This window comes from Paenibacillus massiliensis subsp. panacisoli DSM 21345, from assembly GCF_000426545.1.
In the GTDB taxonomy this organism is placed as follows: Bacteria; Bacillota; Bacilli; order Paenibacillales; family Paenibacillaceae; genus Paenibacillus; species Paenibacillus panacisoli.
In genome coordinates this window covers 590,021-610,588 of record NZ_AUFO01000001.1, presented here as the reverse complement: position 1 = coordinate 610,588, position 20,568 = coordinate 590,021, and the positions used below count along the sequence as shown (strand labels likewise).

Sequence of the window (20,568 nt, the reverse complement as noted above, 5' to 3'; positions counted from 1 at the left end):
ATGCATGTCATCTGAATCAAATCAAGGAGCGAACAAGTAATCCTGATTCAGCACATCTCCCAATTTAGCAGGCTGTGGGAACATTTCTTCAGCCGTTCGAATCGCCTTCAGCATCGCCTTGGCCTTATTGATGGTCTCCATGTATTCACTCTCTGCCACAGAGTCCCATACAATCCCCGCTCCAGCCTGTACGTAGGCTCTGCCCTTGCGGAATACAATTGTCCGGATCGTAATACAAGTATCCATATTTCCCGTGAAGCCCAGATAGCCGATCGCTCCAGCATAGGCTCCTCTGGACTCACGCTCAAGCTCCCCGATAATCTCCATCGCTCTCAGCTTCGGAGCGCCCGAGACGGTTCCAGCTGGCAGGCAGGACAGGAAAGCATCAAAGAAATCCTTGTCCTTGGCAAGCTGTCCCGATACGTTGGAGACAATATGCATAACGTGTGAGTACCGCTCAATCTCCATGAATGTGTCACAGGTGACCGTGCCGAATTCAGACACTCTGCCCAGATCATTCCGCCCAAGGTCCACCAGCATCAGATGCTCTGCCCGTTCCTTCTCGTCCTTCAGCAGCTCCTCTGCCAAAGCCTGATCCTCTGCCTCTGTGCTCCCGCGTGGTCTCGTGCCTGCAATGGGTCTCGTCTCTACGCGGCCATGATCGACCTTGACCAACGCCTCTGGAGATGTACCGACGATGATTTCCTCGCCCATTTTCAAGTAGTACATATACGGAGAAGGATTCATTGTCCTCAGTACGCGGTAGACATGCAACGGCGATACCTCGGTATCAATATGGAAGCGTTGGGACAATACCACCTGGAAGATGTCCCCAGCGCGAATGTATTCCTTGGCCCGCTCCACATTCCCTATAAATTGCTCCTTCGTCACATTGGAGTGGATCGTTCCCAGCTCTACATCACCAGGTACTGTAGCTGCACTGAACGGGTCCTCCTTCACAGGCTGCCGCAGCTGCATGGCCGTCGCTTCCAGCTTCCGCTCTACAGCGGCATACGCCCGGCGAATATCATCATCCGTTGCACCTTCTGGGACATGTACATTGCCTACCAGCAGCATCTGCTGCTTGACATGGTCAAATACAATGATTTGATCACAGAACATGAAGCGAATATCATCCATATTGAGGTCATCCACCGCATGAGCGGGTAGCTTCTCATAATATTGCAGGAGATCATAACCGAAGAATCCGATCGCCCCTCCAGTGAACGGCGGCATCTCATCCAGCTTGGGGCTGCGGTATTTCCGCAGCAGCGTCTTGAGCGCCTCAATCGGCTTGCCGTGCACCTCTTGCTCCTTCCCGTTGCTGTTGATGACGAGCCGTCCTTTTTTGCCGGAGATCATCAGAAAAGGGTCTTTGCCAATGAAGGAATAGCGAGCCCATTGCGCCCCACCCTCCACACTTTCCAGCAGAAAAGCATGCTCCTGCTCCGCATAACGGCGGAAAATCCGAATGGGTGTCTCCATGTCAGCCAGCACCTTTTTATGTACCGGGATCAGATTGTATTGACCGGCCATCGAAATTACAAGCTCTACATTAGGGGTCAGCATTTGATCGCTTCCTTCCTTCAATTCAAATATTTGCACTGCGACTTGTGATGGATAATATCTGGGCAAATAAAAAAGTCCCTACCGTAAGGTAGAGACTGTTGTCGTTAATGGATGTCGATTGCCGCCATATTTTGGGTAGTCCGATACTTGACATTAGAGTAACATCTATCGACGCCATTCTAATGAAGCAAGACTGCTCGAGGCTATATAGCTCCAGAGACTATAGAATGGCCCAGCTTCGCTGAACACGTAGTACTCTATAATCCTCGGTGAACTCATGCCTTTAGAACCCTTCGCAAGTCTATTCGTCTTACACCGATCCCGTTCAAACACACAACAGGATACTGCTGTATTAATCTCGTAGACAGACTTTTGCGAAAAATATGGACCTAGCTTATCTCAACTCTTCTCATCTCGACTCAACTGACTCTACTTCACTCAACTTAGCTATCCACAATATATGGAATTATTCTTAGCCAAATTAGACTGTCGTGATCTGACCAATAGTTCATCATATCACTATAACCAGCTTCACTTGGGCACTCTAACTTTCACTCATCTATACTAGGCGCTTCCGCGCTAGCACTCATCTACTTATCTAATAACCTAACAATCCTGCCTAGCTTGCATTACATACTCATCTCGTGCTGAACTCATCTGAACTATAGGTACACTATAGCGTAAAATGACACTCCTTGGCAACTCCCAAATTCATGAGCTGCTCTTGGAGGACGACAAGTCTGGTCGCAGGACCTTCGCGCCGCGTAAATACACATGGTTGATCTCACGCTGCGTCTTGTTCGTATTGATCTGAACCATAAAGCGGATACAACGCTCTAGACTTCCTTGCACTGGTATCTCAACAGCGCACATCAGCGGGACGAGCTCCCAGCCCTCCAGCTCCCGAATGGCCTTGGCGGGAAAAGCGGCATCCAGATCCTGTGTCATAGTGATCCACACATGGCAGATCTGCTCCGGCTGAATCTGATTCCGGGATACAATATCATTCAATAGCTCTGCGGTCGCTTCGAGAATCTCGTCCGCATTGTTCGAGCTTACGGTCGTTGCTCCCCGAATTCCTCGATTATACACGCTTACTCCTCCTCTCTAAGCTGCTCGATGACCTCTCTGACCATCTCTATGGAAATATCCTTCACAATATCCACACGACCTATCGCCCGTGGCACTACGAAAGTGACTACTCCCTCTTTGAACTTCTTGTCATGCATCATGGCGGCCAGCAGCTGCTCTGTATCCAGATGCTTGGGCAGTACAGTGGGCAGCTTCAGTGCCTTCAGCATGCTCCGTGTCTCCACAGCGAGGGACGGGTCAGCTCCCAGACGTACGCCGAGCAGAGCTGAACCTACCATCCCGATTGAAATGGCCTCTCCGTGCAAAAATTCTCCGTAGCCAGCAATTGCTTCAATGGCATGACCGATCGTATGTCCCAAATTCAGAATGGCACGCAGTCCCTCTTCTCGCTCATCCTGAGAGACAACCGCTGCCTTGACTGCACAGCCTTGGCCCAAGCCATATTCAAGCGCATCGGGCTGCAGTGCCAATAGCTCTTCGGCATGCTCAAGACACCAGTATGCGAAGGCTTCATCCCAGATCAGACCGTGCTTCAGCATCTCTGAGAGTCCCGCTGACACCTCACGTGGAGGCAATGTCAGCAAGGTGTCCACGTCATACAATACAAGCTCGGGCTGATGGAAAGCGCCAATCATATTTTTGGCCAAAGGATGGTTAATGCCTACCTTGCCCCCTACACTGCTATCGTGCGCGAGAATGGTCGTCGGTACCTGGATGAACTTGATGCCACGCATGAAGCTCGCAGCCACAAAGCCCGCCAGATCGCCTACTACTCCGCCGCCCAGTGCAATGACAGCAGAGCTCCGATTCAGTCCAGCCTCCAGTGCAGTAGTGATGACTTGCTCATATACCGTCAATGACTTGGATGTCTCTCCAGCCTTCACGATCGAGGCAACTGTCATGTAGCCCTGCTCCCGCAGGCTGTTCTCCAGTATCTTCAAATATCTCGGAGCAGTATTATCATCAGCTACAATGAGTAGCGGGCTCTTGCTCGATATACCATGTTGGCGGAAATAAGTGCCGGCCTCTGGTAGTAGCCCCCTACCGATATAGATAGGATACGTGCGTTCTTGATCCAATTGAACTGTAATGGTCTGCATCTTAGTAGCTATCCAGCTGTGCCTGATATGCTTTCATATTGGCATGCATCTCTTCAATGGAATCTCCGCCAAATTTTTCGAGCAGGGCCTTGGCAATCTCCCAGGCAACCACATGCTCCATGACGACACTTGCAGCAGGTACAGCACAAGCATCAGAACGTTCTACCTGAGCCGTGAAGGCCTCTTTTGTATCAATATCCACGCTTTGCAGCGGCTTATACAGAGTAGGAATTGGCTTCATAACCCCGCGCACAACGACAGGCATTCCGTTCGTCATGCCGCCCTCGAATCCACCCAGACGATTCGTTCTGCGATGGTAGCCTTTGTCCTCTGTGTGCAGAATCTCATCATGCACCTGGGAACCACGGATGGTTCCTGCTTCGAAGCCGATACCGATCTCAACACCCTTGAAGGCATTGATAGACATAACCGCCTGCGCAATCCGAGCGTCCAGCTTGCGGTCATATTGCACGTGGCTGCCGAGTCCAATCGGAACACCCTCTACGATGCATTCTACGATGCCACCGACCGTGTCGCCTTCCTGCTTGATCTGATCAATGTACGCTTCCATCTTTTTCTCAGTCTCAGGGTCCGTTACACGCACCGAGGAAGCTTCCGTCACCTCAATCAACTCATCAATTGGCATGTCACGGTACGGTGCTTCAATCTCACCGATTCGAATGACTTGACCAGCCACTTTGATGCCGAACTCAGCCAGCAGCTGCCGTGCCAATGAACCACATGCTACGCGAATGGCCGTCTCACGAGCACTGGAGCGCTCCAGTACATTTCGCAGGTCCTTCAGGTTGTATTTCATACCACCATTCAGATCAGCGTGTCCAGGACGAGGACGATGCACGCGACGCTTCTCTTCGTCACTGCCCTCAATCGGCTCAATGTTCATGATTTTCTGCCAATGCTTCCAATCCTTATTCTCCACAATGATGGCTACAGGTGCACCCGTCGTATACCCGTGACGCACTCCACCAGCAAAGGTAGCCGTATCTGTCTCGATCTGCATGCGCCGACCACGTCCGTACCCCTTCTGTCTGCGCTGCAGTTGAAAATTAATTTCCTCAAAATTCAGTTTCAAATTACTAGGCAATCCCTCTACAATCGCTGTCAGTTGGGGTCCGTGTGTTTCCCCTGCCGTTAAGTAGCGTAGACTCATATTGCGCGTTCCCCCTTTAAACTGTTAAACTGTGCATCGCTAAAATCCGTTAACTCATTATAGTACAGCCAATGTGCTTTGACAAGAAATGCCGTGCCTGTGAAAAAACACACGCCGGCTCTCCTAAAGAGTCATGCGTGTGTTTCCCCAAACCTTGATGCTAGGCCTTTTTCCGATAGAAGAATGTCTCCGTAGCCTCCAGGTTGTACTGTCCTGGCGAGAATATCTGCTCCGTGCTGCCTACGAACAATACGCCTCCTGGCCGAAGACTCTTAGCGAATTTCTGATACAGCAGATGCTTGGCCTCTTCTGTAAAATAAATCATGACATTGCGACAAATGATTAGATCATACCCATCCTCAAAGGTATCCAGCAGCAAGTTCTGCTTCTTGAACTGCACAGCCTTCTTGAGCTTCTCATCAATTCGATACACCATGCCATCAGGCTTGAAGTATTTGCTAGCCACTTCCTTAGGTACATCCTTGAGTGACCTCTCCAAATACTTGCCTTCCTTCGCCTTCCCGAGTGCGCCGTCATCAATGTCTGTGGCATGAATCGTAGATTCCGCAAGCAGACCTTTTCCATCCAGAACCATAGCTAGGCTGTAAGGCTCTTCTCCTGTCGAGCAAGCTGCACTCCACAGCTTCAAGCGACGTTTTCCGGCAAGTAGCTCCGGCAATACAACATCCCGCAGCACTTCCCAGCGATTCGGATTTCTCCAGAATTCAGACACGTTGATGGTCATCCGATCCAAAAACTCATAGAAAAGCGGCTTTTCCTTCATCATTGCCTCATAGAAGGAGACAAATGTCGTGTAGCCGTTCTTATTGCGGAGTGTCGTTAGACGCCGCTTCATCTGGGCTTCCTTATACTGTGCAAGATCAATACCCGTGCTTGTCTTAACGTTGCGAATGAACGCTGCGTAGTCAGGATCAGGCTGACTTTGTTCTAGCTGACTCATGATACCCATCCCTTACATGTATATTCTCCTAGATCCAGGTCGCCACGCTTTTCTCATACTGTACCAATTCTGTTGAAGCAAAAAAATTCGCAATTTCGCGCTCGGCACTCTGCGGAGAGTCCGAGCCATGAATCAGGTTGAAGGGCGTATGGGCGGCAAAATCTCCGCGAATCGTCCCTGGCAGTGCTTCAGTTACACTCGTCTTCCCGATTAGCATACGGGACAGCGTGACGATATCATCTCCCTCCCACACCATCGCAAAGACAGGGCCGGAAGTGATAAAGCTAACGAGCTTCTCAAAAAAAGGCTTGCCGACATGCTCTGCATAATGCCGCTCCGCCTGTTCTCTAGTAACCTGAACAAACTTTCCAGCAACCAGCTTGAAGCCTTTGTCCTCCAGGCGGCTGATAATTCTGCCGATTAACCCCCGTTGAACTCCATCTGGCTTAACCATTAGAAACGTGCGATCCATAGGCTCACTCTCCATCCGAATACGATTTCAGTATGTTATCGACTGAATCAATTTCATAACTTATTCATAGTCATTACGAAATTGATTCAACTTCCATTGTATTCTAACAGAAACCATGTAAACGTTTAAAGTACTTTGTCATCTGTTTAAGAAGTTACGATAAACATGAATTCATGCTTCCCATTCATCTGTCAATACGTACGTCTGGTCACGAAATGGGCAATGTCTCGCAGTGTCTTCTTGACCTTCTGATCCGGTAAAAGATCCAGGGAACTCAAGGCTTTCTCTATATATCGGTCAGCCAGCTGCTCCGCTTTAGCCAATCCTCCGCTTGCCTTGATCAACTCAATCGCCTTCTGAGTGCTGTAACCGTCCTCATGAGCTCGAATCAATTCAATCTCATCTCTGAGCAGCCTATTAAGCTCCGGCTGCTGCAGCGCATAGATCACCGGCAATGTAATATTGCCTTGTCTCATATCACTACCAGGCGGCTTACCAATCTGTTTTTCTGTTCCACACAGATCGAGAATGTCATCCTGAATCTGGAATGCCATGCCCACATTGTACCCATAGCTATACAGCAATGAACCCACCGCCGGGGAGGCATCCGCAGCCATAGCACCAAGCTGACAGCTTACCGCGATTAGTAGCGCAGTTTTGCGGCGAATGCGCAGCAGATAGTTTCGCACGCTCTGCTCTGTATTGAAGAAATCTCGAATTTGTTCCATCTCGCCGATGGACATCTGCACCAAAGCCTTGGAGAGCACGCGGTGAATATCCGGGTTAGGTAGCTCCGCCACCATAGCCAGTGCCCGTGCATATATGTAGTCGCCAGTATACATCGCTATCCGATTGTCCCATTTGGCCTTCACCGTTAGCTGCCCACGCCGGGTCTCGGCATCATCAATGACATCATCATGAACAAGTGAGGCTGAATGAATCAGCTCCAGTGGCACCGCCACACGCTTCAGCCTTTCCAGATCATACGTGCCAAATTTGCCCCCCAGCAGTACGAACACAGGACGAAGCCGCTTGCCGCCTGCCTTGAGCAGATGCATGGAAGTCGCCCCAATCAACGGCTCATGCGTATCAATGCTACGGTAGAGCTCATCCTCGATGTAGCCCATATCTTTTTTTAATAAACCGAACAATTCCAATCGTTTCATTCTTTCACCCGTATCAGCATATTGTCATTCCATAATTCCAGGTTAATCTCTTGCGCAAGCAGACCCATCTCATGTGCATAACGTAGATACAGCTCAAGTCCACTTTGTTCCCTCTTGCCAAAATCATAACATAGATTGGTGAAATATTGCTTCCAGTATGTTTCTGTTCCGCCAATGTCCTTCATGGCCTGCTCTATGACCGGAGTCAGATTTTCCAGACTTTGACGCTTGCTGGCATGAAAGGCCTCCACGATCTCCGCGACAGCCTCAGGTCTATGCTCGGCGACTTCCCGTCGGACAGCCCATACAGCAAAGGTCATGCTGTGTCCCGTCCACTCCTTCCATAGAGCGCCAAGGTCAGTCACGACATAGTCCTCGTTGGCCCAGGAAGCACGAATCGCATGATCTCCGATTAACAATGCCGCATCAGCCTGTCTCATCATTGTATCCAAATCTGGCTCACAGTCAAAATATTCCGGCTTCCCACCCAAATACCTGCTCATGAGGATCTTCAACAAATTAATCGAGGTTGCTGATGTATTCGTCAGTGCTATCCTTCCGTTGCGGATCTCCTCCAGCGGCTTGCGTGAGAAGAGCAAAATGGATTTCACCGCTCCGTCCACGCTGACTGATAATTGTGGAAGAATCAACAGATGCTCCGCCGCAGATGCGTAAGCAAAAGAAGACATAGCGCTCATATCAAGTAGACCCTCTGTAATTCTGCGGTTCAGCACTGCCGGAACCTTCGTTACTAGCTCAGCCGATGTCCGAAGTTGCTCTGGATGAAAATGATGGAACACTGGCCATGCATTCGTATATTGAATTTTACCGATGAACAGAGGTTCATGATTGTCCTTGGTCATCTGGCTCACCCCATCTCGTATACAGCTTATGCTCTATGCGAAGACTGTCCAGCACCTTTCCGACAAGGAAGTGGACAAGATCTTCTATGCTACGTGGTTGAAAATAAAAAGCCGGCATGGCCGGAATGATCTTAACGCCAAGCTGTGCCAGCTTCAGCATATTCTCCAGGTGTATCGCATGAAGCGGAGTTTCGCGAGGTACCAGCACAAGCGGTCTCCCCTCCTTGATCATAACGTCAGCCGCCCTGGCCATCAGGTTATCTGAGGTCCCGTGAGCAACCGCAGACAACGTGCCCATGGAGCAAGGCATGACAATCATCGCATCCACCAGGAAGGAGCCACTAGCTACCGAAGCACCAATATCCGTTACCGGATGATATATAAGAGAACCGGGACGGTCTCCGAACATGTCGTTCAGTGTTCCTTCCCGGTCAGTCACATTCCAGCCAAGTTCTTCCTTCAATACGCGCCAGCCGGCATTAGAGACCACCAGGTGCACCTCGATGCCAGCATCAAGCAGCGTCTCGATTAGTCTGACGCCATAAATACTCCCGCTTGCACCTGTAATACCCACAACGATTCTCTTGTATGCTGCTGCAGCCATCATAATTGTCGCACCACTAAATCCAGGAAGGTAAAGACAAACACAACAATACTCAGCGCACCATTCATAGTGAAGAACGCCGTCTGCAGTCTGCTCAAGTCTTTAGGTGTCACAATGTAATGCTCGTAGAACAGGATAATGTAAGATAGAATCATGCCCGCCAGATACCACCAGCTCAGATTGGCTGCGAAGAACAGCACCACAAAGCCAATCGCCGTTACGATATGAAATGCCCGAGCAATATGAAGCGAACGAGCAACACCAAATCGTGCAGGTATCGAATACACACCTTCACGCTGATCGAACTCAATATCCTGACAAGCGTATATGATATCAAAGCCTGCCGTCCAGCAAGCAATGGTCAGATAAAAAACAAATGCAGCCCAATCAACCTGCCCGGTTACAGCAACCCAGCCGCCAAGCGGCGCCAGTCCAATGGTCAGACCCAGTACGACGTGACAGAGCCAGGTAAAGCGCTTCGTGTAGGAGTAGAATACCAGCATGAACAGCGCAATAGGGAACAGCTTGAAGGCCAGTGGGCTCAACTGGTACGATGCCCATAGCAACAAAGCAAGGCAGATCAGTGTAAAGATCAGGACCTCGGAGGACTTCAAGAGTCCTGCTGGAATCGCTCTACCAGCCGTACGCGGATTCTTGGCATCAATAAAGCGATCAATCATCCGATTGAAGCCGAACGCTGCGCTTCGAGCACCGAACATTGCGAGTAAGATCCAGCCGATCTGCGCCCAGGTAGGCAGTTGGTTGCTTACTACGAAGGAGCCCAGAATCGCTCCCATAAATGCAAAAGGCAAAGCAAATACTGTATGCTCGATCTTGATCATTTCAGAGAAAATTTTGACTTTTTTAAACATGCTGACTCTCCTTAATTCCGATATGCAGTGCCGCAATTCCTCCAGTTAACGGATAGGCTTTGACCTCTTTCAATCCGATCTCGCGGAAGATGCCGGCAAGCTCTTCCCTTCCGGGGAACAGTGCCAAAGAATCAGGAAGCCACTTGTACTGCTCGTATCTTTTCGCGAACCATTTGGCCAAACGAGGTAATACCTTCTGGAAATAAAAATAATACAGTCCCTTGAATGGCTGCCAAGTCGGCTTGGACAGCTCCAGACATACCACTTGTCCACCGGGCTTGACTACCCGATGCATCTCACGAAGCACCTGATGAAGATCAGGTACATTACGCAGCCCGAACCCAATCGTGATATGGTCAAAGGAATTATCTGCAAAAGGAAGCTCCATGGCGTTCCCCTGCACAAGCGTAATCTGCTGTTCACGCGATGCTTCCTTAATCTTTCGTCTGCCTACATCCAACATATTGTGGCTGAAGTCCAGTCCATGGATGTGCCCTGTTTCACTTGCATACGCCAGTGACAATGTCCAGTCACAGGTGCCGCAGCACAGGTCTAGAGCCGTGTCCCCTGGCCTGACCTCCATTTTCTTCATCGTGAATTTGCGCCAAGCCTTGTGTCGGCGAAAACTCAGGACATCATTCATAATATCGTACTTACCCGCAATACTCTCGAAGACCTCATGAACAAATTGTTCTTTCGGCTTGGTCTGACTTGAACCCACTGTATTCACCTAACCTTCCCTTGCAACCTGGCGATGATAATGTACGAGAGACAAGAACGGATCGATCATCCGCACAATGTCGGAACGGATATCGGATTGTACCCCACTCCAGCGTTCGATCTGCTCCAAGGCTGCATCCAGCTTGCCGAGAAGACCTTCTCTCACTTTATACTTCACTATGAGCCTGTCCCAAGACGCCCCATCTAGCTGACCATCAGCTAGCAATCCCCTGTCCTCCGGCGCTCCGGAGTTCCGGAACAGCCAATAGGCATAGCTGCACTTCGTAAGCATCTGCTTCGAGAGTGTTGTCAGCTCCTGTCCAATTGTCTCACATACAGCAAAGGACTCAAGCAGCCCTGCCCACGACTCCTGGTCAGCGACTGCAACCCTGCTCCCGAATGACTCGAACAAGGTCTTCTTCAACTGAACGCTCGCTCCCAGGTACTCTTGTGCTGTCAAGTTGTCTTGTCCCATCTTGGCATACAGCACCATCTTATCCTCATTCACCTGACAGACCGCACGGCTGAGGCTGGATATCGTCTCTATTTGTCCTGCATGAGACAACAGCTGATAGAAGCGGCTGCTGAAATAGTCCCCCGCAAGCACCTTCAGCTGCCTGGAGCGCATCTCACGCATCCCGAGTGTCCCTGAAGCATCTATCATGTCGTGGGTATCCAGACCCATCTGTACCAGCGAAGTGACGAGGGGATAGAGCTCCTCATATCCGTCATTCAGACCAGGATTCTTCTGTAAAAACAGAAACAACAGCCTGGCACGGCTGTCTGGAAAATCAGGCATATCCGTATGTTGCTGTATCATATCGTATTCCACGTATTTCGTAGCCATCTGGGGTATGCAGTACGGTTTCATCCTTAGCCTCCGAGCCTAAACTTTACTGTCAATTAAGATATCGCAATACTGTCTATTATATCACATCTACACTTTCAGTGCGACTTAAGAACCTTTATAACTCGCTCTTTTTTCGTTCAGTTCTGCTTGGAGTCCTGCATCCTAGTCATACGATGAAAAGCTGCTACGCCACAGTAAGGTATCTGTCACCCTGAAGCTCCGCTTGAGCTCCTCACTCAGTTCGGCTCTGTTCCAGCCACGGAGCTCTGTAAGAGACTGCTGCGGCCATTCATTTCGGCGTATGTCTGCCGCCAGCAGCAGATGGCGTCCTCCAGTCCAGGCATCCTCGGCCACAACGCGCAGCAGCAACTGCCTGACATTGGTCGTACCATAGAAGCAAAAGGCCGCTGCCTCAGCCATACTCCGATATACAGCCTCGGGTCCCATCTCCTGGGCTTCTAATTTAAGATCAAGCGTCAGCACCTCCTCGTCCCAAGACACTCGCATGATCGGCACATCCAGAGGGAGCACATTCATTTGGTCTACCAGGTTGTTGTCATTAAGCTCAATCCGCGGCTGGGGAAGTAGTACCTCCTCTGCCGACTGGTTCAGGCTGCTACCCGTCTCAAGCTGATAGAGGCTGGGGAGCAGCACCGCAGCTGCGGCAGTGATAAGCAGGGAGCCCGCAAGCGTGATCCAGGGTTTCATGGGACCTCTCTCCTGTCTGTACAATTGGCTATATGTTCTATTATCGAATGGATCTTGAATCTATAATCTTGGCTGCAGAACTCCGCCCGATAATTCGTCCATACTTCATTGTACATAAGAAAAAAGCAGGCTATGCCTGCTTTTTAATCCTCAGTATCTACTTCACCGTGCTTAGTCAGCACGACAGCCTTACCGCGAATCTTAATCGCCGAGGTATGCTCGGTGAACTGGACGATCAGAATTTCACCCTTATCCAGCTTCTCGGAATGATGTAGCCTTGTATCCTGACCCCGTGTCAAGCCGAAGACCTGACAGCCGTTGCTTTTCGCCTTGATGACGACATATTCATTGTTGTTGGGCGTAGTGTTCTCCATTGCCGATTCCTCCCGTTCTCAATATCTATATGATGGGATAGGCCCATAGGCTTTGTCAACTATCGGCAGCCCTTCTTCGCTGCTCATTCAACTCAAATGAAAAGGCTGTGAATTTTTATTCACAGCCTCTCTCTGCGTATCGGAAATATGTAAGAAAAACATCTATTGTCGTACTATCATAGTAGACAGACCGCCCTTAAGCAGAAGTTTTTCTTGCGATACTATTTAATTCCGTCCTTGAGTGCTTTACCCGGCTTGAATGCTGGGATTTTGCTAGCTGGAATTTCGATCTCTTCTCCTGTTTGCGGGTTACGACCTTTACGGGCGGAACGCTCACGAACCTCGAAGTTACCAAAACCCACCAATTGTACCTTGTCACCGGATTGCAGAGCCTCAGAAATCGTATCAAACAGTGCATCCACTGCTTTGGTTACATCCTTCTTGGACAGCTCAGTTTTCTCAGCAACTTGATTGATCAAGTCTGTCTTGTTCACGTTATTCACCTCCTGAATCCAATGTGTATTGCTGGAAATGACGATCCGCAGAACATCCGTCCTTTAGATCGCTGCTAACGAAGTAGTATCAACTCTTTCCGTTTTGCCGTCAAATATACGTATAACCGCTTATTTTTAGTTAGCAATGCCCAAAATCGCTGATAGAACAACATACTTAGGCCGGAACAAGGTTTATAGTAATACAGAAGATCAACAATTTCAAGTACGACGGCGATTCAAAACATAAAAAGTGACTGCAAGCGCCAGCACGAGCACCGTTCCTTTGATAATGTCATGCGCAAAATACTGTACATTCATCATGGTCAAGCCATTCACCAGCACGCCAATGAGCACAGAGCCAAAGAAGGTACCGATAACATTGGCCTTCCCCGCCCCCCATACAGAAAAACCTACGAATACAGCCGCGACAGCCTCCATCAGCAGAGGAGCACCAGCATCAATCTGACCTGAGCCGACACGCGATGCATACAAAATCCCGCCGATCGCAGCAAATATACCCGAAGCCACATAAGCCAGTGTACGCACACGGTTGACCTTGATCCCCGACAATCTTGCAGCTTCTCTGTTACCGCCAGTCACATACATCTGGCGTCCATACTTCGTATAGGTCAGGAAGATATGAACGAACAGTACAGCAATGATGAGCAATAGGACGGAGATCGGAATCCCCAGCAGCTTGCCCTGTCCCAGTAACAGAAACCCTGGAGACATGGAGCCTGGAGCCTTACTGCCATCCGGAAATTGCATGTTATTGTAGATGGTATAGCCCTGTGCGTACGTCTTGTGCAGACCACTGATAATATACATGACCGCAAGGGTCGCCAGCAGATCGGGAATGCGCAGCTTGACGATGAGTAGAGCGTTCATTAGCCCTACGATAGCACCAATAGCTAGGGAGACAATAATGACGATATATACGGGCTGCTCATACCAGATCATAAGCGTAGCAGCCGCTACCGTCGTCAGAGATACCGTCGAGCCCACAGACAGATCAAAGCCATCCACGATCTGGGAAAGGGTAACCCCAATGGCCACGAAGGTTACAATCGCAATGGAGCTTAGAATATCTGTCAAATTGTCATATGTGAAAAAGTACGGTAGTGTGATCGAAAAATAAATGAATACGGCAGCAATAACAATAACAGCCCCGTATCTAAAAGATGCGTTTAACCATGTGTCCTTCATGCCTTACTCCTCCCTACTGCCGCTGGCATACAGCAGCAGCCGTTCCTGATCCGTCTCACCTCTGGCAAATTCCTTCACAATGGCGCCATCGTACATCACGGCAATTCGATCCCCGATTCCGAGGCCTTCTGCAAATTCACAAGTCAGATAAATGACCGCCTTGCCAGCAGCAGCCAGCTCACCAATCAGCTTGAAAATGTCGCTTTTTGCTCCAATATCGACGCCCTTGGTCGGCTCATCAAATACGAACACACTTGCTCCCGTATTAAGCCACTTGCCGATGGCTACCTTTTGCTGATTGCCACCACTCAAATATTTGACCTCCTGCTGTATAGATGAGGTCTTGATTCCAAGGGAAGCGACAAGCTGCTGCCCATGAATACGCTCCTTCACGCGATTCACCCATCCGAACGAACTAAGCTGCTTCAGCATCGGCAGACTAAGATTACGCTCAACAGATTCATCGATCAGAATTCCCTGCTTGCGCCGCTCCTCTGGAACAGATACAATCCCTTGCTCGATCGCATCAGCAGGCTGCTTCATCCGCACCCTCTGACCAGACAGCATAATAACTCCTTCATCTGGTAGGTCCGCACCAGACAGCAGTCGGGACAGCTCGGTTTTCCCAGCTCCTACAAGACCGACTACCGCAAGTACCTCCCCCGCCCGCACCTTTAGATCGACTCCACGGACCTTGACCCCTTGCTTGAGCCCCTGCGTCTCAAGAACTACACTACCTATAGCAGTATCCGACTTTGGGAACTCCTCCTCAAAGGTTTTGCCAAGCATGTGCTGCACAATGCCCGCTGTATCTGTATCTTGGGTAAAGCCTGTCCATACCTGCTGCCCATCTCGCATGACCGTGACGCGGTCGCTGTGCTCTATAACCTCAGGAAGGCGGTGTGTAATGAGAATACAAGCTACCCCTTCCTGCTTGAGCTGATGCATAATCTGGAACAATCGCACAGTCTCGCTCTGACTTAATGGCGCCGTAGGCTCATCAAAAATAATAACCTTAGCGTCATGGGTTAGGATGCGCGCGATCAGCACCATCTGTTTCTCTGCTAGCGCCAGATCCGCTGCCTTCTGCTGAAGGTCCAACTGAATTCCAAGCCGCTGCAGTGCCTGCTCAGCTTGCTGTCTCATCCCCCTGCCACCGAACCACAGCCCGCTGCCACGCGCGGAAAGTTCATCGAGCATGATATTTTCAGCTACTGTGAGCTGAGGCACCAGGACCGAATCAACCTCCTGATACACACAATGAATCCCCGCTTGCTTGGCCTCAAGTGGATCACGAATGCTCAATATTTGTTCATTCGCAGCAATTGTCCCGCTATCAGCGGTATATGCTCCTGATAATACCTTCATAAGCGTGCTTTTACCTGCACCATTGGCACCGAGCAGTGCATGTATCTCTCCACCACGTACGGAGAAATCCACTCCCTGTAGTGCCGGAACGCCCGAGAACTCTTTAGAAATTTCTTTCATCGTGAGCTCGTACATCGAATTACCCAAGGGGACCACCCTCCTGACTTTAGCCTTACATACAAGAACAGACGCGCCGTAGCGCGCCTGCCCGAACTTTCTGTCCTATCTCGTGCCTACGAAAGCCTTCTAAACTAGCTATAAAATGCTCCCGCATGGCGCCCCAACTCTGGTCACTAGTACGACTTATTGCGCAGACTCATATTCGCTCATCCAATCCTTCTTGCCTTGCTCACTTTGCCCCCATCCCTCTACATATTGAGAGAGTTCACTGGTGGAGATTTGCTGGTCAGGAAGGGCATCACGATGCACATACACGGGCTCCAGCACGACCTTCTCCTCTGGATTGTCTCCATGGAGCTTTTGATATGCGTATCGTACCTGAACTCGTCCAATATCTGTAGGATCTACAGCCGCTGAAGCTACCCAAGGATTGCTAGGATCCTGGATCATTTGCAGATCCTCGTCGCTCATATCAATGCCATAGATCTTGATCTCATCGCGTCCAGCCTGTTGAATCGCACGTGCAGCCCCTTTGGCGAACTCATCCCAAGCAGCCCATACGGCTGTAATTTCGCCTTTCGGATATTGCTTCAGGACAGCTTCCATTTTGGCCTGTGTGTCCAATGCCGGGTTTTGTGCGGAACCAAAGGTCGCAATCTCTTTAATGTCTGGATTCTCCTCCAGGAACTTCGCATAGGACAGCTGTCGACGCTCCATTGGTGCAAAGCCTGCTACCCATACTTTGACAATGTTCCCTTTGCCGCCAATATCCTTCTTCATCTGTTCCAATGTCAGCTCTGCCATCTTCTGATCATCCTGTGATAAGACGACGGCTCCTGGCACGTTCACCGCTGCATCGAACACGATTACCGGAATCCCACGCTCTACCGCTTTCTTCAGACCTGGCTCCAGCAACGCATCTCCATGATCTGTCAGAATGGCATCAAATTGCTGTGTAATAGCACTATCCAGCAGCGAAGCCATCTTCGCTTTGTCATTATCTGCTACGAACTTAGTAAGCGTACCTCCGAATTTCTTAACCTCTTCTTCTACCCCCTGCACGTATTGCTGTGAGAAGGTACCTGTATTAAATTCCATAATTAACGCAATTCGTTTGCCTCTCAGATCTCCAGGTTCGGAGGAGCCTGCTGTGTTAGAGCTATCCCCGCCCCCGGCCGTCTGTGCGCTCTGACCACATGCACTCAGTATAACTACCAGCGCCAGCATCAAGGATAATCCCCATACTTTTCTCTTTGTCTTCAACATCGTTCTGTTCCCCCTCGTCCTGCTTGTCCTAGCCTGTAGGTGATTACATATTCATTCATGTTTATGAATTATTAAATAATATATCGCTTTAATCCGACAATGTAAATAGGTTTTAAAAGTTTATTTTTAAAATTCCAGCTACTCATGATTTAGCTTAAAAAAGTCTAACAAACACAAATAAGGCACCTCCGCCATGGGCTTGAAGGCACCTTATCGTTGTCTCTATTTTCTGTTGCAAATCAGACGATCTTGCGCAGCATCTGCTTAAAGAATAATAGCAATCAGACCGCCAGAGCCCTCATTAATAATGCGTCCCAGCGTCTCTTGCAATTTGTATCTGGCATTGTCCGGCATCATGGCAATCTTACCCTGAATTCCTTCACGAACAATGGAATGGAGCGAACGACCGAAGATATCCGATTCCCAGATTTTGATCGGGTCATTCTCAAAGTCCTGCATCAGATAACGCATCAGTTCCTCGCTCTGCTTCTCGGTACCGATAATCGGAGCGAATTCAGATTCAACATCCACCCGGATCATATGGATGGAAGGCGCTGTTGCCTTCAGTCTCACCCCAAAACGTGACCCTTGTCGGATCAACTGCGGATCATCCAGAGCCATCTCAGATAGTGAAGGTGCCGCTATACCATAGCCTGTAGTCTTCACCATCTCCAATGCTTCCGCGAATCGGTCATATTCGCGCTTGGCATGAGAGAAATCCTGCATAAGCTGCAGCAAGTGGTCTTTTCCACGAATCTCCACACCAACAACCTCGATGAGAATCTGGTCATACAGTTCGTCTGGAGCATACAGGTCAATCTCAGCGACGCCTTGCCCCATGTTCATCCCGCTTAATCCGGCACGGTCAATGAAGTCATATTCCATGAAATGCCCTACGACTCGATCCACATCACGCAATCGCCGAATGTCCTTCACAGTGTCTCGCACTGAGTTCTCATAGTTGTTCCGGAGCCAGTGATTCTCACTCAGGACCATCACCCAGCTCGGAAGATTGACATTCACCTCATGCACAGGAAATTCATATAATACCTCGCGAAGCACGCCTGTAACATCATCCTCAGTCATCGTAGCTGCACTGAGTGTCATGACAGGAATATCGTACTTGGCTGCCAGTTCACTCCGCAGCTGTAAGGTCTCCTCGCTATTAGGACGAGTGGAGTTAATAACAAGCACGAATGGCTTGCCAACTTCCTTTAGCTCCTCAATGACCCGCTCCTCGGATTCTACATAAGAGCTGCGAGGTATCTCGGCAATCGTTCCGTCCGTCGTTACGACGACGCCAAGCGTCGAGTGCTCCTGAATGACCTTACGTGTTCCGATCTCCGCCGCTTCCTGGAATGGAATCGGCTCCTCGAACCATGGTGTAGAGATCATACGCGGGCCGTTCTCGTCCTCATAGCCCTTCGCACCCTCCACAGCATACCCTACACAGTCCACCAATCGCACGTTTACATCCAGGCCCTCTGCTACACGTATCTGTACAGCATTGTTGGGTACAAATTTAGGCTCTGTTGTCATGATTGTCTTGCCAGCGGCACTCTGCGGAAGTTCATCCACTGCGCGCACCCGATCAGCTTCATTCGCAATATTCGGCAAGACTACCGTTTCCATAAAGCGCTTGATAAATGTTGATTTTCCTGTACGAACGGCGCCGACGACTCCCAGATAGATATCTCCCCCGGTGCGCTCGGCAATGTCTTTAAAAATGTCTACTTTCTCCAATGAAATCCCCTCCTCAAGATTCTCCGAAGGAAAAATGCTATAAGAGCATCCGCTTCGTGTTCGATCAGAAGACTTGGTACCCAGCTGCGGCAGAGCAAGCCTGGAAGTCGTCCGCCGCCGAGCGTCATGGCTGATAGAATCGGTCATAGCGGCCTACACTCGTACATGCAATTGGACTGGTATCATCATATGTATCAGGCAGTGAAGATATGACTGATAACTCTGGCACAAAATCACTCCTCCTCTTCACAAGCCTGTGCTGAACCGCCACAGTCATTATATGCACGTGTAGCGCCGAACAGACCTGCACCGGTATGAGTTTTACATAAACATGTCCATTGAGGTAACAATTAAGCAAAAAAAAAACGAATCCATAACGGATTCGTCTCCAGGTCCACTTAGCCAAAAGCCAATTCTTTTAAATAATCATTTTACCACAGGCTGTCATCGTCCCCCTGCTGCTTCTCCAGTTGTCTGCGCACCGCAGCCTTTAACGGGTCCTCTGGTATAGTGACTACCAGCGGCCCCCAAGCTCTGGCCTGGCAAGACAGACGTTGTCCCTCCTGAAGCAGTGAGTCAAGCTTACGCTTCTCTGCTTCGGTCGGCACGCCTGCAGCCTCAGCCCACTCTGGAGCAATAGTCACCTTGCACATCAGACAGGAGGCCTTGGCATCGCAGCGTGAAGAAATATGAACAGCAGCCTTCCGCGCGGCTTCCAGAATAGTTGTGCCTGAGCGAACCGCTATACGCTTGCCAGATGGCATAAAGCAAACCTCATGACTCATCAGGATAAGCACCTCCCAGCAAAGCTTGTATTAGAGCCAGTTGAGCAACCGTCTGAGCTGATCTACATGTGCATCAGACCATACATTCCGGGCTAGCAAGAGCTCCAGCAAGTCTCTATGCTCGTCCGGTTGCGTATTCATGGTTTTGGCAATCGACCGATACCGATCCTCCCTGCCACGCAGGAGATTGAACAAGAGCTCGTGGGCCAAGGGCATCAGACGGACGGAGTAGTTATTGATCGTTATCCCGGGGGCAGCGGATTGAAGCACCTGTTCAATCTCTACCCGATACAGAGAATTTGTCGCGTACACCTCGAAACCTCCGACCAATTCCAAGGTCAAGCCCTCCAGCTCATAGTGACTCAGCAGAGATAAATAAGCCTCGCTTCTGCTCAGCTGTTGCTCGTCCAGGCGCCGACCAGGTGCGTGCCCGTGCAGCTGCTTGGCTGCGCGAAGATCAGCATATACATCAATATCATTCGGAGACTTGTCCAGCTCCACGCCTTGTAGAAGTAAAGAACAGCTTCCTCCCAGGAGCCAGCAAGAGGACGAAGATGACCACGCGGCAGCCAGCTGCCGGATGGCTTCATGGAGCTGTGGCATCGAGGTCAGCCTCGCAGACAGATCAAGCTTTTTCATCTGCGCTCCACCTTTCTTAACCAATTGTTCTATTGTTACGGCAGCCTGAGCGCGAGGTTCACAAAAGCCCACGAACCTCAGAAGTTCGCGGGCCCCTTGCAGTCAGGCAGCACATTATTTTTTCATCATCATTTTCATCAAGGCCTCCATATTGGAAGGATTCATACCGCTTTTCTTGACAGCCTTTACGATATCCTGAATAGTCCCTTCCGATACAGGCACTTTCGCCATAGCCGCAACTTGCTTGATCAGTTGACGTAACTGAGCTTCACTCTGCATCGTCTCCGAATTCACCTTGCTAGCCAGCTTTTTGACGGCGTTCTCGGAAATGCTTTTTCCACTCTTCTGATTGATAGCCTTCAGTGTATCCTTTGGAAAGTTCTTACTCACAGTCTCCCCTCCTCCGACATTGCTCAAATTAGTGT

At 49.8% G+C, this 20,568-nt stretch carries 22 protein-coding genes; all 22 read right to left on the bottom strand.

Features of this window, described 5'->3' with window-relative positions; all coding sequences use genetic code 11:
• Window positions 1-21 precede the first annotated feature (21 nt).
• Window positions 22-1,569, bottom strand: coding sequence for an anthranilate synthase component I (trpE, locus tag K331_RS0102795; protein WP_028589088.1), 1,548 nt, complete (start codon window positions 1,567-1,569; stop codon window positions 22-24).
• Window positions 1,570-2,280: 711 nt separating this feature from the next.
• Window positions 2,281-2,661 carry a chorismate mutase gene (aroH, locus tag K331_RS0102790; RefSeq protein WP_018886234.1) on the bottom strand — a complete coding sequence of 127 codons (381 nt, stop codon included), beginning with the start codon at window positions 2,659-2,661 and terminating at the stop codon, window positions 2,281-2,283.
• A 2-nt stretch (window positions 2,662-2,663) separates the two neighbouring features.
• The gene (gene aroB, locus K331_RS0102785) at window positions 2,664-3,761 is read right to left on the bottom strand and encodes a 3-dehydroquinate synthase (RefSeq protein ID WP_028589087.1); all 1,098 of its coding nucleotides are present in this window, start codon (window positions 3,759-3,761) and stop codon (window positions 2,664-2,666) included.
• 1 nt (window position 3,762) lies between these two features.
• Window positions 3,763-4,932 carry a chorismate synthase gene (aroC, locus tag K331_RS0102780; protein WP_028589086.1) on the bottom strand — a complete coding sequence of 390 codons (1,170 nt, stop codon included), beginning with the start codon at window positions 4,930-4,932 and terminating at the stop codon, window positions 3,763-3,765.
• Window positions 4,933-5,092: 160 nt separating this feature from the next.
• Entirely contained in the window at window positions 5,093-5,893 is an 801-nt protein-coding gene (locus K331_RS0102770) for a CheR family methyltransferase (protein WP_025677774.1), read from the bottom strand.
• 28 nt (window positions 5,894-5,921) lie between these two features.
• Complete coding sequence (gene ndk, locus K331_RS0102765) at window positions 5,922-6,365, bottom strand: nucleoside-diphosphate kinase (protein WP_028589085.1); 444 nt, start codon at window positions 6,363-6,365, stop codon at window positions 5,922-5,924.
• A gap of 191 nt (window positions 6,366-6,556) precedes the next feature.
• The gene (locus K331_RS0102760; protein WP_028589084.1) at window positions 6,557-7,531 is read right to left on the bottom strand and encodes a polyprenyl synthetase family protein; all 975 of its coding nucleotides are present in this window, start codon (window positions 7,529-7,531) and stop codon (window positions 6,557-6,559) included.
• A complete protein-coding gene (locus K331_RS0102755; RefSeq protein WP_028589083.1) occupies window positions 7,528-8,394 on the bottom strand; it encodes a menaquinone biosynthesis protein in 867 nt (288 codons plus the stop codon). The genes K331_RS0102760 and K331_RS0102755 overlap by 4 nt, the downstream gene beginning before the upstream one ends.
• Window positions 8,375-8,998: a UbiX family flavin prenyltransferase gene (locus K331_RS0102750; protein WP_025677769.1), complete on the bottom strand. Its 624-nt coding sequence runs from the start codon at window positions 8,996-8,998 to the stop codon at window positions 8,375-8,377. The genes K331_RS0102755 and K331_RS0102750 overlap by 20 nt, the downstream gene beginning before the upstream one ends.
• Window positions 8,998-9,870, bottom strand: a complete 873-nt coding sequence (locus tag K331_RS0102745; RefSeq protein WP_028589082.1) for a UbiA-like polyprenyltransferase — start codon at window positions 9,868-9,870, stop codon at window positions 8,998-9,000. Before K331_RS0102745 ends, K331_RS0102750 begins: the two co-directional genes overlap by 1 nt.
• A complete protein-coding gene (locus K331_RS0102740; protein ID WP_025677766.1) occupies window positions 9,863-10,591 on the bottom strand; it encodes a demethylmenaquinone methyltransferase in 729 nt (242 codons plus the stop codon). The genes K331_RS0102745 and K331_RS0102740 overlap by 8 nt, the downstream gene beginning before the upstream one ends.
• Before the next feature lie 9 nt (window positions 10,592-10,600).
• Window positions 10,601-11,461: a heptaprenyl diphosphate synthase component 1 gene (locus tag K331_RS0102735; RefSeq protein WP_028589081.1), complete on the bottom strand. Its 861-nt coding sequence runs from the start codon at window positions 11,459-11,461 to the stop codon at window positions 10,601-10,603.
• A 141-nt stretch (window positions 11,462-11,602) separates the two neighbouring features.
• Window positions 11,603-12,148 (bottom strand): hypothetical protein, encoded by a 546-nt coding sequence (locus tag K331_RS0102730; RefSeq protein WP_028589080.1) that lies wholly within the window; start codon window positions 12,146-12,148, stop codon window positions 11,603-11,605.
• Between the two features lie 143 nt (window positions 12,149-12,291).
• Complete coding sequence (mtrB, locus tag K331_RS0102725) at window positions 12,292-12,522, bottom strand: trp RNA-binding attenuation protein MtrB (RefSeq protein ID WP_018886247.1); 231 nt, start codon at window positions 12,520-12,522, stop codon at window positions 12,292-12,294.
• A gap of 221 nt (window positions 12,523-12,743) precedes the next feature.
• A complete protein-coding gene (locus tag K331_RS0102720; protein WP_407667801.1) occupies window positions 12,744-13,025 on the bottom strand; it encodes an HU family DNA-binding protein in 282 nt (93 codons plus the stop codon).
• Window positions 13,026-13,235: 210 nt separating this feature from the next.
• A complete protein-coding gene (locus K331_RS0102715) occupies window positions 13,236-14,222 on the bottom strand; it encodes an ABC transporter permease (RefSeq protein ID WP_025681411.1) in 987 nt (328 codons plus the stop codon).
• 3 nt (window positions 14,223-14,225) lie between these two features.
• On the bottom strand, window positions 14,226-15,737 hold the full coding sequence (locus tag K331_RS0102710) for a sugar ABC transporter ATP-binding protein (protein ID WP_028589079.1): 1,512 nt from the start codon (window positions 15,735-15,737) through the stop codon (window positions 14,226-14,228).
• Between the two features lie 156 nt (window positions 15,738-15,893).
• The gene (locus K331_RS0102705) at window positions 15,894-16,976 is read right to left on the bottom strand and encodes a sugar ABC transporter substrate-binding protein (protein WP_025681409.1); all 1,083 of its coding nucleotides are present in this window, start codon (window positions 16,974-16,976) and stop codon (window positions 15,894-15,896) included.
• Window positions 16,977-17,240: 264 nt separating this feature from the next.
• Window positions 17,241-18,719 (bottom strand): stage IV sporulation protein A, encoded by a 1,479-nt coding sequence (gene spoIVA, locus K331_RS0102700; RefSeq protein ID WP_018886252.1) that lies wholly within the window; start codon window positions 18,717-18,719, stop codon window positions 17,241-17,243.
• 431 nt (window positions 18,720-19,150) lie between these two features.
• Window positions 19,151-19,504 (bottom strand): 2Fe-2S iron-sulfur cluster-binding protein, encoded by a 354-nt coding sequence (locus tag K331_RS0102690; RefSeq protein ID WP_028589077.1) that lies wholly within the window; start codon window positions 19,502-19,504, stop codon window positions 19,151-19,153.
• Between the two features lie 30 nt (window positions 19,505-19,534).
• Entirely contained in the window at window positions 19,535-20,143 is a 609-nt protein-coding gene (locus tag K331_RS0102685; RefSeq protein ID WP_028589076.1) for a hypothetical protein, read from the bottom strand.
• Window positions 20,144-20,257: 114 nt separating this feature from the next.
• Window positions 20,258-20,533, bottom strand: a complete 276-nt coding sequence (locus K331_RS0102680) for a stage VI sporulation protein F (protein ID WP_028589075.1) — start codon at window positions 20,531-20,533, stop codon at window positions 20,258-20,260.
• Window positions 20,534-20,568: the final 35 nt, after the last annotated feature.